Raw genomic sequence first — 13,196 nt, 5'->3', positions numbered from 1 at the left:
CCCCACATCCGCAACGTCTACGCGCTCGTGCGCATCGCCGACGAGATCGTCGACGGTCCCGCCGCCGAGGCGGGAGTGGCCCGCGACGGCCAGGCGGAGCTTCTCGCCGGCCTGGAGGCCGAGGTCGCCGCGGCCGTCGCGCGCGGGTTCAGCAGCAACCTGGTGGTGCACGCCTTCGCCGGCACGGCGCGCGCGTGCGGCATCGGCACCGACCTCACCGCACCGTTCTTCGCGTCGATGCGCACCGACCTCGACGCGACCGTGCACGACGCCCGCTCGCACGACGAGTACGTCTACGGCTCGGCCGAGGTGGTGGGGCTCATGTGCCTGGCGGTGTTCGTGAACGCGGGGGCGGTCGCACCGATCCAGCCCGACGACAGACTCGTCGCCGGCGCCCGCGCGCTCGGACGAGCGTTCCAGGACGTCAACTTCCTGCGCGACCTCGACCACGACGCGGCCGGCCTCGGCCGCGACTACCTCGGCGCGACCGACGCCCGGTCCCGCGCCGACGTGCTCGACCGCATCGACGGCGACCTCGACCTCGCCGCCGACACCGTGCCGCTCCTCCCCCGCGACTGCCGACCCGCCGTGACCGCCGCCCACGACCTGTTCGCCGCCCTCTCGCGACGGCTGCGTCGACCGGATGCCGCCGCGGGCCGTGTGCGCGTCCCCGACCCCGTCAAGGCGTACCTCGCCGCTCGCGCCCTGCTGGGCGCACGGCCCCAGCGCCTCGGGGTGCGCGGATGACGGGCCGCACCGCGATCGTCATCGGCGCCGGCATCGCGGGGCTCGCCACGGCCGCCCTCCTCGCAGACGACGGCTACACCGTGACGATCGTCGAACGCGGCGATGACGTCGGCGGTCGGGCCGGCACGTGGGACCGCGACGGATTCCGGTTCGACACCGGCCCCAGCTGGTACCTCATGCCCGACGTGTTCGAGCATTTCTTCCGTCTTCTCGGCACCACCACCGAGCGAGAGCTCGACCTCGTCCCGCTCTCCCCCGCGTACCGCGTCTACTCCGAGGGGTACGACGCCCTCGACGTGCCGAGCGGGCGGGGCGCGGCATCCGCTCTGTTCGAGAGCATCGAGCGCGGCGCGGGCGCGAAGCTCGAGCGCTACCTCGACTCCGCCGCCGACGCCTACGACCTCGCCGTCTCGCGCTTCCTGTACGACCCGTACCTCGGGTACGCGGGCCTCGCCGACGGCGCCGTCGCGCGGCAGCTGCCGCGGCTCGCGCGGCTGCTCGTCGAGCCGCTCGCGTCGCGCGTCGAGCGCACGTTCACGGACCGCCGGCTGCGGCAGATCCTCGAGTACCCGGCAGTCTTCCTGGGCGGATCGCCGTACGGTGTGCCGAGCCTCTACCACCTGATGAGCCACCTCGACCTGACCGACGGCGTGCGGTACCCGCAGGGAGGCTTCACCGCCCTCATCCGGGCGATCGAGCGCCTCGTGCGGGCGCGCGGCGTCGTCATCGAGACGGGCGCCGACGTCACCGCGATCGACGTCGTGGCCGGGCGGGCGCGCGGCGTGCGGCTCGCCGACGGCCGCATGCTCGGGGGAGACGTCGTCGTGTCCACCGCCGACCGGCACCACACCGAGACGGCGCTGCTCGACGAAACCCACCGCGAGCTGCCGGAGAGCTGGTGGGAACGACGCACGCCGGGACCGGGGTCGCTGCTGATCCTCCTCGGCGTGCGGGGCGAACTGCCCGAGCTCGCGCACCACACCCTGCTGTTCACCGAGCGCTGGCGCGAGAACTTCGACGCGATCTTCGGGGAGCCCTCGGCGATCCCCGACCCGGCGTCGCTGTACGTGTGCCGCCCGAGCGCGACCGACCCCACCGTCGCGCCGGCAGGCCACGAGAACCTGTTCGTGCTCGTACCGATCCCCGCCGATCCCTCGCTCGGCCACGGCGGCATCGACGGGGCGGGAGACGCGGGAATCGAACGGGCAGCGGATGCCGCCATCGCCCAGATCGCCTCGTGGTGCGGCGTGCCCGACCTCGTGGACCGCGTCGTCTTACGACGCACGATCACGCCCGCCGACTTCGCCGACGACCTGAACGCCTGGCGCGGCACGTCGCTCGGACTCGCGCACACGCTGCGCCAGAGCGCGGTGTTCCGCCCGCGCAACGGCTCGGCGAAGGTCCCGAACCTGTTCCATGCCGGCACCTCGTCGCTTCCGGGCATCGGGCTGCCGATGTGCCTGATCTCTGCCGAACTCGTCGCCAAACGGCTGCGCGCCGACCGCAGCGCGGCGCCGCTCGTCGAGCCGGCGGGTCGCTGACGTGCCCGGCCTGTATCTGCTCGTCATCGTCGTCTCCGCGGTGGGCGTCGCGCTGCTCGACGCGCGATACCGGCTGGCCCTGTGGGCGCGGCCGCTGACCACCGCGATCGCGGTGTTCGTCGGCACCGCGTTCTTCGTCGTCTGGGATCTCGTCGGCATCGCCGCGGGCGTCTTCGTGCAGGGTGACTCGCCGCTCTACCTCGGCATCGAGCTGGCCCCGCACCTCCCCCTCGAGGAGATCACCTTCCTGCTGTTCCTCTGCTACCTCGCCGCCGTCTGCGCCGGAGCCGGCAGCCGCCTCCTCGCGCGGAAGGAACCTCGATGACCTACGCGCTGCTCGTGCTCCCGTTCCTCGCGATCACCGTCGTCGTCACGCTGCTGAGCGCCGTGCGCCCCGGATTCGGACGGCGGATGGCGGCATCCGCCCTCGCCGCCGTCGCCCTGCTCGCCCTCACCGCCGTCTTCGACAACGTCATGATCGGCGCCGGGCTATTCTCCTACCCGCCCGAGCACCTGAGCGGCATCCGCATCGGACTCGCCCCGATCGAGGACTTCTCCTACCCGCTGTGCGCGGCGTTCCTCGTGCCTGCGATCGCCGCCCTCGTCTCGCGGCGCGAGAGGAGCGACGCATGAATGTCGTGCGCACCCTGTTCGTGTCCTCGCGGCCGGTCAGCTGGATCAACACCGCCTACCCGTTCGGCGCCGCCTACCTGCTCGCCACCCGCGAGATCTCCGTCACGCTCGTCGTCGGCGTGGTGTTCTTCCTCATCCCCTACAACCTCGCGATGTACGGCATCAACGACGTGTTCGACTACGAGTCCGACCTGCGCAACCCCCGCAAGGGCGGTGCTCACGGTGCTGTGCTCGATCGGCGGCTGCACCGCGTGACGCTCTGGGCGGCGGGCCTCAGCTGCCTGCCGTTCGTCGTCTACCTCGTCATCGTCGGCTCCGCGCTCTCCTGGCTGGTGCTCGCCGCGAGCCTGTTCTTCGTGGTGTTCTACTCCGCGCCGCCGCTGCGCCTCAAGGAGCGTCCCTTCGCCGACTCGGCGACCAGCAGCATCCACTTCTTCTCACCGGCCGTCTACGGCCTCGTGCTCGCCGGGGCCACCTGGACGTGGGCCCTCGCCGCGGTCATCGGGGCATTCGCCCTGTGGGGGGTCGCGTCGCACGCCTTCGGCGCGGTGCAGGATGTCGCGGCCGACCGCGAGGCCGGCATCGCCTCCGTCGCGACGGCGATCGGCCCCCGCGCGACCGTCTGGTTCTCGCTCGCCTGCTATGCGGCCGCCGCACTCGTCGTGACGGGGGGAGCCTGGCCCGCGCCGCTGGCCGCGCTGCTCGCCGTGCCCTACCTGGTCGCCGTGTGGCCGTATCGCGCGGTCACCGCCGAGACCGCGCACCGCGCCACCGTCGGATGGGATCGGTTCCTCTGGATCAATCAGTTCTCGGGGTTCGCGGTGACGCTGCTGCTCATCTGGTGGTGGCAGCTGGCGCGCTGAGCCTCGAATGCCCGAAGGTGGGGTGGACGCCCGCGCGCCCACCCCACCGTCGGTTCACTGCGAGGAGAGCTGCAGCAGCGTGTTGATCGCCTGGGTCAGACGCGCGTCGGCCTCGCCGTACTTCGTCCAGTCGCCGGCCTGGAGAGCCGCTTGACGATCGAGCATCGCCTGCTTGGCCTCCTGGAGCGCCGCCTGGTAGGCGGTCGACGATCCGGTGCCTCCGCTCGCAGAGGGCGACGGCGTAGGCGTGGCGCTCGGGGTCGACGTCCCGGTGGGCACCGGGGATGCCGTCACACCGTTGTCGCCCGCGGCGGCGCCCGAGTTGCCACCGAACAGCGAGTCGAGCGCTGCCGTCAGGGTGTCCTCGAACGCGACCTGGCTGCCGAAGGCGACGAGCACCTTCTGGAGTGTCGGCAGCTTCGTCGCGCCGGACGACTGCACGAACACGGGCTGCACATAGAGCAGGCCGCCACCGACGGGCAGGGTCAGCAGGTTGCCGTTGAGCACCTGCGACTGCCCCTGTTTGAGCAGGTTGATGAACGATGAGACGGCGGGGTCGGCGCTGAACGTGTTCTGCACCTGCCCGGGCCCGGGCACCGGAGTCGAGGCGTTGATCACCAGCATCCGCAGCTTGCCGTAATCGGCACCCTTCGTGCCGGCGGTGGTGCCGGCATCCGAATCGACCGCGAGATAGCCCATCAGGACGTTCCGCGCATTCGTCCCGTCGGATTGCGGGATGAACGAGGTGAACATCGAGTAGGTCGGCGAGGCCTGGCCCGGCATCTGCATCGTCATGTAGTACGGCTGCTGCAGCACGGTGTTGTCGGTCGGGTCGGCGGGAGTCGTCCAGGCGTTGTCACGCTGGTAGAACGACTGCGGATCGTTGACGTGGTACACGCCCAGCATCGTGCGCTGCACCTTGAAGAGGTCGGTCGGATAGCGCACGTGGCTGATGAGGTCGGCCGACATGTCGGCGATCGGCTTGACCGTGGACGGGTAGACGTTCTGCCACGCCTGCAGGAGCGGGTCCGTCGGATCCCAGGCGTAGAGCGTCACATGACCGTCGTACGCGTCGACGGTCGCCTTCACCGAATTGCGGATGTAGTTGACGTTGTCGAGCGCGACCCGCGGAGTGGGGTTGTTCGCGTCGGCGATGGCCTGGGACATGCTCGTCGTCGTCGAATACGGGTACTGGTCGCTCGTGGTGTAGCCGTCGACGATCCAGACGATGCGGCCGTCCACCACGCTCGGGTACGGCTCGCCGTCGAGGGTCAGGTACGGGGCGATCTTCTGCACGCGCGTTGCGGGGTCGCGGTCGTAGAGGATCTGCGAATCCTGGTTGATCGAGTCGGAGAACAGGATCTGCTCCGCCTGGAACTTGATCGCGTAGATGAGCCGGTTGAACACGTTGCCGATGTTCGGGCCGCCGTTGCCGTCGAAGGTGGTCTTCGTCTCGGTGCTGCTGCCGTCGCCGGCCGGGTAGTCGAGCTCGATCGGCGCGGTGCCCGCGGGGGCGCCGACGATCGAGTACGTCGGAGCGTTCGCCGAGAAGTAGACCCGCGGCTCGTACTTCTCGCCCGACGTCAGGAAGCCCGCGGACGGGATGCCGCGCTCGAGGAAGACGGGGTTGCCGTCGGAGGTGCGAGCGTTGCCCTTGGCGACCACAAGCCCGTAGCCGTGCGTGTAGATGAGCGAGGTGTTCTGCCACGTGCTGGCGGTCGTGCCGAGCGCGTTGAGATTGAGGTCGCGCACCGACACCAGGGTGTCCTGCGTCTGCCCGTCGATCGTGTAGCGGTCGACGCTCAGCGGGCTCTGGAACTGGTAGTACGACCGGTACTGCTCGAGCTGGGCCACCGTCGGCGGGATGATCGCCGGGTCCATGATGCGGATCTGCGCCGTCGTCTCGGCATCCGATCGCAGCTGCCCCTGCTGTGCCGTGGTGTTCGCGGAGAAGTTCGTCTCCTGCAGGTCACTCAGGCCGAAGCCCGCCTTGGTGCCGTCGATGTTGCGCTGGTAGTACTGGCTCTCGACGCTCAGCTGGTTCGGACGCACCTGCACGAGATTGACGATCCACGGGTAGCCGACACCGACGACGAGCGAGGTGATGATCAGCAGGGCCGTCGCGATCAGCGGGTAGCGCCACCGGCCGATCACGGCGGTGACGAAGAACAGGATCGCCACGAGCACGGCCACGATCGAGAGGATGGCCAGACCCGGGATCGTCGCGTTCACGCTCACGTATGCCGCCCCGGTGATGCGGTCGTCGGCGCTGGTGAGCGTCTTGTAGCGGTCGAGCCACAGGCTCACCGCCTGGAGCAGAAGGTAGACGCCGGCGATGATGGCGAGCTGCACCCGCGCGGGGCGCGAGATGCGCAGCTCGCGCTGGCCTACCCGAACGGAGCCGTACAGGTAGGACACCGCGGCCGTGAGCAGCAGGCAGATCAACACCACGGCCGACGCGAAGGCGAGGACGGCCGAGTAGAACGGCAGCGCGAACAGGTAGAAGCCGGTGTCGAGGTTGAACTGCGGGTCGCCGGTCGCGGTGTGCACGCCGTTGACCCAGAGGGCCGCGGTCTGCCACTGCGCAGATGAGGCGAAGCCGGCGAAGAGCCCGAAGAAGATCGGGATGCCCCACATCGCGAGTCGTCTCAGCGGCTCCACGACCTCCTGATAGCGGTCGAGCTGAGAGCTCAGCCGCACGTATACCGGGCGCAGCCGGTAGGCGAGGTTGATGACCAGCCAGGTCGGCACCGCCATCCCCAGGAAGCCCACCACGAACATGCCGATGCGCCACACCCACTGCGTGGTGAGCACGTTCAGGAAGCCGAGCTGGGAGTACCACAGCCAGTCCGCGTAGACGTTGGCGAAGATGAAGAACGCGGCCACGAGCAGCGCGATCACCACGAGGGAGATCGCGATGACGCGACGGGTTCGACTCGGACGGGTGGGCTTCGGCGCCGTGGCGGAGGTCACCCTGTCATCCTACGAGGCGGGCTCTGGAGGAACGCCGAGCATCTTCCCGGCGTCGCCGCGTCCTCCGGGTGTGTCGGGAGTGGTCAGGGCGTCGGCGTCGGCGAGACCGACGGCGCCGGCGAGGCCATGACCGTCGAGCATGTCGCCAGGGTGGAGGTGTCCCCGCCCGAGCCGATCACCGTGAGGTCCTTGACCGCGTCGTCGAGCGTCGAGACCGCGTAGACCGAGAGCCCCTGCGGGATGTGCCCGACGACCTCGTCGCAATTGTCGGCCGGTGCGAGGAAGTACTCGGCGCCCGAGGAACGGGCCCCGTACATCTTCTGGCGGATGCCCCCGATCGCCCCGACCTCGCCGGCGGCGTCGATCGTGCCGGTGCCGGCCACGTTCTTGCCGCCGTTGAGATTGCCGGGGGTGAGCGTGTCGATGATGCCGAGCGCGAACATCATCCCCGCGCTCGGGCCGCCGACGTTGAACAGCTGCAGCTTCACATCGATCGGGAAGTGGAACTGCGTCAGCAGCGACACCCCGATCAACCACGTGGACTGGCCGTTGATGATCTGCTGCTTCGGGGTGATGCTCACCTGCTGCGTCGCGCCCCCGCGTTGGATCGTCAGGCTCACCGGTGCGCCGTCCTTGGCCGCGATGATCGCACGCAGCGACGCGACATCCGTCACGGCGGTGCCGTCGGCCGATTCGACGACGTCGTCCTTCTGCAGCACCCCGTTGGCGGCACCGTCGGACTCGACCGAGTAGACCGAGAGGTAGGGCGTCACGGTGTACCCGAGGTGGGTGAGGGCCGCCGCAGTCGCCTCCTGCTGCGAATCGACCATCTGCGCCGAGCTCTGGTCGCTCAGCTGCTGTGAGGTCTGGTCGGGCGGATAGATCGCGTCGGCGGGCACGATCGAGCGCGACGGGTCGAAGAACGCCGGGATCAACTCGAGCCACGACGGACGAGCGTCGGCCGTCCCCACGACCTGCACGGTCAACAGCGACAGCTCGCCGGCTGTCGGGTAGGTGGTCGCACCGGAGACGGTGATGATCGGCACCTGCTGCTTCTGGTCGTTCTGCACGGTGCCCAACGTGTTGAACACCGGCCCGGGCGTCTCGATCACATACGCCGACGGAAGGAACGACAGCACGAGCAGCGCGACGAGCGCGACGACGAGCGCCCAGATGCCGGCGACCCCCGCGCGCGAGCGCGGACGCCGGGGCCGTTCGGATGCCGCGGGCCCGGTCTCGTCGAACAGCGTCACGCCGCCTCCGTCGTGTCGTTCGCGGCCGGCGTACGACGATCTGGCTCGTCCCGGGCATTGCGAGGGTGTGTGCAACTAGCGTAGTTGGCAGCTCGACATGCGGCTGAGAGGCGACTGAGGTGGCACACGACGACGACGATGCATCGCAGGGCGATGACCTGAACGAGCTGCTCCGGCGGCTGCTCGGCGGGGGCACGGACGGCGGCCAGCTCGATCCCGAGCTGCTCTCCCGCCTGTCGGGGATGAACATCGACCCGGCGACGCTGCAGCAGATGATGATGCAGATGCAGGCCGCCTTCGCCGGCGGCGAGGAGGCGACCTGGGAGATGGCCTCGCGCCAGGCCCTGCACATCGCCGGCCAGAGCGATCTCGCCGTCAGTTCCGCTCAGCGCAGCGACCTCGATCAGGCCTTCTCCCTCGCGAACCTGTGGCTCGGCGAAGCGACGACGGTCCCCGAGCTCGCGCAGCCGGGCGGTGCGATCACGCGCGCCCGCTGGGTCGAACTCACACTGCCGGTCTGGCGCGAGCTCGCTGAGCCCGTCTTCGGCAGCATCGCCGATGCGATGACGGCCGCGCTGGTCGAGCAGACGGGCGAGGAGTTCGGGGATGTCGCACAGGGCGCGGGCCGCCTCATGCGCACCGTCGGCGGCTCGCTGTTCGCCACCCAGCTCGGTCAGGTGGTCGGACGTCTGTCGATGGAGGTCGTCTCCGGCGGTGACGTGGGCATCCCGCTGCTGCCCGCCGGTCACGCCGCGATCCTCCCCCAGAACTTCGCGGACTTCGGAGCAGGACTCGAGATCCCCGACGACCAGCTCGCGCTCGCGACCGCCACCCGCGAGCTCGCGCACGCCCGCTTGTTCCGGCACGCGAAGTGGCTGCGCCTGGACGTGATCGCTCAGATCGGCGAGTTCGCCCGCGGCATCCGCATCGACGTGTCAGCTCTCGAGGACGTCGCGTCGCGCTTCGACCCGTCGTCGCCCGACGAGCTGCGCCAGCTGCTCGAGTCGGGGGCGCTCATCCCCCCGCGCAGCGACCAGCAGAACGCGGCGCTCAGCCGCCTGGAGGACGTGCTCGCGACCGTCGAGGGCTGGGTCGAAGTCGTCACCGCGGATGCGACCGCCCGTCTCCCGCACGCCGACCGCATCGCGGAGGTCGTGCGCCGGCGCCGCGCCGTCGGAGGACCCGCAGAGAAGGCCCTCGGGTCTCTCGTCGGGCTGGAGCTGCGTCCCCGCCGCGCCCGTGAGGCGGCCTCGATGTGGCGGGCGATCACCGACGCGGTCGGCGTCGCGGCGCGCGACGCGCTCTGGGACTACCCCGACCTGATGCCGACGTCGGCCGACATCGACGACCCGTCGACGCTCATCGCCCGTCTGCAGGCGGATGCCGCGGGCACGGCGCCCGAGCCGGACGAGTTCGACGACGCACTGCGCCAGCTTCTCGCCGAGGAGTCGGGCGACGCGCCACGCGCATCCGGCACGGATGACGAGCGCGACGACGACCCGACCGGCACCGCGGACGGCGGACGGCCGGTCTGAGGCGGCATCCGCGAGGGAATCGCCGCGGCATCGTCCGCCGTGGTCACCGGGGACGGGCGTCGCGTGCGACGGCTCCTCCCCAGCGCCCGCAGACCGCGACGCTCGCGCGAGTTCCTGTGGAGTCCCGCGACTGAGTCCTGCGGGCACGCACAATCGGGGCATGTACCGCATCGACCCCGCCCACCCGCCGCTGTGGCGCAGCCCCGTCGACGTGCAGTTCGGCGCCGATGCGCGGCTCGTGCTCCTTTCCCCGCCCGACTGGCAGCTGCGAGCGATCGCCGACCTCGTGACCGGAATCGGCGAAGGTTCTCTCGGGTACACCGCGCACCGGGCGGGTATCGACATCGAGAGCCTCGAGCGGTTCGTCGCAACGCTCGAGCCGGTGCTCGAGCGGGTCCCCCGGCCGCTGCGCTCAGTCGAGGTCGCGGGCGGGCCGGGGGTCGACGAAGAACTCGTGTGCCTGGTGCGCCACCGGCTCGCGCCGTTCGCGCCGCTCGTATCCGAGGGCGCGCCTCGCCCACGCGGCACCGTTCAGGTGCTCGTCGCCAGCCACGCCGTGCATCCGGCCGCATATGCGGCCTCTCTCGGCGATGACGTCGTGCACGTCCCGGTGGTCTTCACCACGACGGGAATCACCATCGGCCCGCGCGTCGAACCGGGCGCGACGGCCTGCCTCGCGTGCGTCGACGCCGATCGGCGCGACCGCGATCCGGCGTGGCCGATGATCGCGGCTCAGCTGCTCACGGCGCCCACGCCCGAGATCGCCGATCACATTCTGGTCGAGGCCATCACGATGCTCGCCGGCTTCGTCTCCGGCGAGGAGGACCTCGCTCTCAGCGGCCACTCCGTGACGATCCCGAACCAGTCGATGCGCCGCGAGTGGCTCGCCCATCGCGCACATCCAGAGTGCGGATGCCGATCTCCTCGGCGAAACGCGACACCCGACGCTCCGAGCGCCCCTCCCCGCGCGACCACGACAGCGACAGGCTTCGCGCGGCCCGCGTGATGCCCACATAGGCCAGTCGGCGCTCCTCGTCGACCTGCTCGAACGTCTGGGCGTACGAGATCGGCAGCAGTCCCTCCGACAACCCGACGAGGTGCACGTGGTGCCACTCGAGGCCCTTGGCGGCATGGAGGGTCGCGAAGGTCACCGTCTCCAGCGTCGGCTCGTGCTGGTCCTTCGCCCGGGCGAGCAGCGCGTCGGTGAACCCCTTGAGGGTCGTTCCGTCGGGCGCCTCGTCGGCCAGCCTCAGCAGGGCCGCGCGAGCCTCCCACGCATCACGGAGCGCTCCCCCCGCCGCGGGCGCCTCGTCGGTGTGGCCGAGCGAGCGGAGCACATCCCGCACCGAGCCCCGGAAGTCGTGCCCCGTGGGTGACACGGCTGCGGCTCGCAGCGCCATCACCGCCTGGCGCACCTGCGGCACGTCGAAGAAGCGCGCCCCGCCCAGCACCGTCACGGGGATGCCCGCATCGGCGAACGCCTGCACGAGCTCCGCCGACTGCGCGTGCGACCGGTACAGCACCGCGACCTCGCGAGGCGCCGTCCCCGACGCCAGCTGCGCCGCGACCGACGCGGCCACGCCCTGCGCCTCGGCTCGCTCATCGGGGTACGCCGTGAGCGACGTCGGCGGCGAGGCATCCGCCCTCCCCGCGGGCGGGTGCAGCTCAAGGGCGCCCGGACGTCCGCGCATGAGGGCGTTGGCGGTGCGCAGCACCTCGGGCACGCTGCGGTAGTTCGTCTCGAGGCGCACGACGCGGGCGTTCTCGTACCGCCGCTCGAACTCCAGCAGGAACCGGGCATCGGCGCCCGCGAACGAATACACCGTCTGGCTCGCGTCACCCACGACGCACAGGTCGTGGCGCTGACCCACCCAGAGGTCCAGCAGATGCTGCTGCAGTGGCGAGACATCCTGGTACTCGTCGACGGTGAAGTGCCGGTACTGCTCCCGCACGGCCTGAGCGACACGCGGCTCCGCCTCGATCATGCCGGCGCACGCGAGGAGCACATCCTCGAAGTCCATCTGACGACGCTCATCCTTGAGCTTCTCGTAGGCCCGCATGAGTGCCGCGACGGCCGCGACATCCAACGAGCCGATCCCCCGGGGCCGGGCATCGACGTACGCCTCCACCGAACGCATGGTGACCTTGCGCCATTCGATCTCCGACGCGACGTCGCGCAGCGTCGCCGCCGACGGGTCCATGCCGATGCCGTCGGCGGCGTGGGCGAGCGCCCGCACCTTGCTGTCGACGATCGCGGGTACGGTGTCCCCCGCCACCTGAGGCCAGAAGAAGTTCAGCTGCGCGAGAGCTGCCGCGTGGAACGTCCGCGCCGACACCCCTTCGACCCCGAGAGCTCGCAGGCGCCCGCGCATCTCCCCCGCGGCCTTCGCCGTGAAGGTCACCGCCATCACCCGCTGCGGCGAGTAGGCGCCTGTCTCGACGCCGTGCGCGATACGGCGGGTGATCACCCTCGTCTTGCCGGTGCCGGCACCGGCCAGCACGCACACGGGGCCGCGGAGCGCGCGTGCGGCCTCCAGCTGGCGGTCATCGAGCCCGGAGAGCACTCCGGAGCCGGTCACGGCCGCTCCGCGTGCCAGGCCGTGATGAGACGGTAGGCGATCGAGGACGGACCGGGCAGCAGCAGATCGGATTCGCCGGCGAGTGCCCGACCGATCTCATCGCGGTGGAACCAGCGCACCTCGACGATCTCTTCGCCGTCACCCTGCGCGGCGGCATCGAGCGCGCGTACGAGGAAGCCGAGCATGAGGGAGCGAGGGTACGGCCACGCCTGCGAGCCGCGATATTCGACGTCGCCGACGGTGATGCCCGCCTCTTCGCGGATTTCGCGCACGAGGGTCTGCTCGAGCGACTCGCCCGCCTCCACGAAACCGGCGAAGCATGAGTAGCGCCGCTGCTCCCACGCGGCGTTGGCGCCGAGGAGCAGCAGATCGGGATCGGTCGGATGCCGCACCGCCGCGATCACCGCGGGGTCGGTGCGCGGGAAGTGCTCGCGCCCGCAGCGGGGGCAGTGCCGCGCCCAGCCGGAGGCGACCAGATCGGTGAGCTCACCGCAGGCGGGGCAGTACGGGGCATCCAGCAGCCATCGTCCGAGCGCGACGCCGGTGACCGCGAGCTCCGCCTCGGCGGGGACCAACGCCGCGGCGACGGCGCGCAGCGGCGAGCCGGTGGTCTCCTCCGCCGGCTGCGCGGCCAACGCGGCGAGCAGCACCGCGACGCCGTCGAGGCGCCCGAGGAGCGCCCACACGACGCGATGACCGGTGACCGCCGCGGGCGGGACGAGCTCCAGCGCACCGTCGGGTGTGAGCGACACCCGGTCGCCGCGCACGACCAGCACGCGGGTCGCCGGGTCGGCGCGGAGCGCGTCGACCAGGGCGGCGTCGGAGCGCTCATCGCCGGCCCGATCGAAGCCTGCCGTCGCACCGTCCTCGGGCGCGTTACGTGCCGACATCGATCGCTCCTCCCAGGGCGTGGCGCCGGGCGAGGGGGGACCTCGCAACCTACCCTGAGGGCATGGCGCGCACCCCGTTCACTCTAGCCGCGAGCGTCACCGCCGCCGTTCCGGGTGCCCGCATCGTCGCCGCCGGCGCGCTCACCGATGGCGCGGCCGGACGATTCGACTCGGCCGTCGTC

The 13,196-nt window shown here is 70.9% G+C and carries 10 protein-coding genes; 6 read left to right on the top strand and 4 right to left on the bottom strand.

The window, feature by feature from the left end; translation table 11 throughout:
- From ABT08_RS05555 to ABT08_RS05535, 5 genes are all read left to right on the top strand, one after another.
- Positions 1 to 747: phytoene/squalene synthase family protein (locus ABT08_RS05555; RefSeq protein WP_288114204.1), on the top strand; the 747-nt coding region annotated here is incomplete at its 5' end.
- Positions 744 to 2,288, top strand: coding sequence for a phytoene desaturase family protein (gene crtI, locus ABT08_RS05550; protein ID WP_288114203.1), 1,545 nt, complete (start codon positions 744 to 746; stop codon positions 2,286 to 2,288). The genes ABT08_RS05555 and crtI, both read left to right, overlap by 4 nt.
- 1 nt (position 2,289) lies before the next feature.
- Positions 2,290 to 2,613 (top strand): lycopene cyclase domain-containing protein, encoded by a 324-nt coding sequence (locus ABT08_RS05545; RefSeq protein WP_288114202.1) that lies wholly within the window; start codon positions 2,290 to 2,292, stop codon positions 2,611 to 2,613.
- Complete coding sequence (locus ABT08_RS05540; protein WP_056207231.1) at positions 2,610 to 2,921, top strand: lycopene cyclase domain-containing protein; 312 nt, start codon at positions 2,610 to 2,612, stop codon at positions 2,919 to 2,921. Before ABT08_RS05545 ends, ABT08_RS05540 begins: the two co-directional genes overlap by 4 nt.
- Entirely contained in the window at positions 2,918 to 3,784 is an 867-nt protein-coding gene (locus ABT08_RS05535; protein WP_288114201.1) for a prenyltransferase, read from the top strand. The genes ABT08_RS05540 and ABT08_RS05535 overlap by 4 nt, the downstream gene beginning before the upstream one ends.
- A gap of 54 nt (positions 3,785 to 3,838) precedes the next feature.
- On the opposite strand, the gene ABT08_RS05530 is transcribed toward ABT08_RS05535, so the two are convergent.
- Positions 3,839 to 6,757: a UPF0182 family membrane protein gene (locus tag ABT08_RS05530; protein ID WP_288114199.1), complete on the bottom strand. Its 2,919-nt coding sequence runs from the start codon at positions 6,755 to 6,757 to the stop codon at positions 3,839 to 3,841.
- 83 nt (positions 6,758 to 6,840) lie between these two features.
- On the bottom strand, positions 6,841 to 8,010 hold the full coding sequence (locus tag ABT08_RS05525) for a YlbL family protein (protein WP_056207236.1): 1,170 nt from the start codon (positions 8,008 to 8,010) through the stop codon (positions 6,841 to 6,843).
- 119 nt (positions 8,011 to 8,129) lie between these two features.
- On the opposite strand from ABT08_RS05525, the gene ABT08_RS05520 reads away from it, so the two are divergent.
- Positions 8,130 to 9,545, top strand: a complete 1,416-nt coding sequence (locus ABT08_RS05520; RefSeq protein ID WP_273190532.1) for a zinc-dependent metalloprotease — start codon at positions 8,130 to 8,132, stop codon at positions 9,543 to 9,545.
- A gap of 833 nt (positions 9,546 to 10,378) precedes the next feature.
- Here the strand turns inward: ABT08_RS05520 and ABT08_RS05515 are convergent.
- Positions 10,379 to 12,124, bottom strand: a complete 1,746-nt coding sequence (locus tag ABT08_RS05515; RefSeq protein ID WP_048809225.1) for an ATP-dependent helicase — start codon at positions 12,122 to 12,124, stop codon at positions 10,379 to 10,381.
- The gene (gene nudC, locus ABT08_RS05510; protein ID WP_056519960.1) at positions 12,121 to 13,014 is read right to left on the bottom strand and encodes an NAD(+) diphosphatase; all 894 of its coding nucleotides are present in this window, start codon (positions 13,012 to 13,014) and stop codon (positions 12,121 to 12,123) included. The genes ABT08_RS05515 and nudC overlap by 4 nt, the downstream gene beginning before the upstream one ends.
- Positions 13,015 to 13,196 lie beyond the last annotated feature (182 nt).

The sequence above is a fragment of the Microbacterium sp. SCN 71-21 genome, from assembly GCF_001725695.1.
In the GTDB taxonomy this organism is placed as follows: Bacteria; Actinomycetota; Actinomycetes; order Actinomycetales; family Microbacteriaceae; genus Microbacterium; species Microbacterium ginsengisoli.
The sequence above is the reverse complement of the archived record's forward strand: the minus strand, read 5'-3'. Positions and strand labels throughout refer to the sequence as shown.

Coding starts and splice junctions, on each gene's coding strand:
- nudC (WP_056519960.1), bottom strand. CDS start 13,014: ATGTCGGCACGTAACGCGCCCGAGGACGGTGCGACGGCAGGCTTCGAT.
- ABT08_RS05540 (WP_056207231.1), top strand. CDS start 2,610: ATGACCTACGCGCTGCTCGTGCTCCCGTTCCTCGCGATCACCGTCGTC.
- crtI (WP_288114203.1), top strand. CDS start 744: ATGACGGGCCGCACCGCGATCGTCATCGGCGCCGGCATCGCGGGGCTC.
- ABT08_RS05535 (WP_288114201.1), top strand. CDS start 2,918: ATGAATGTCGTGCGCACCCTGTTCGTGTCCTCGCGGCCGGTCAGCTGG.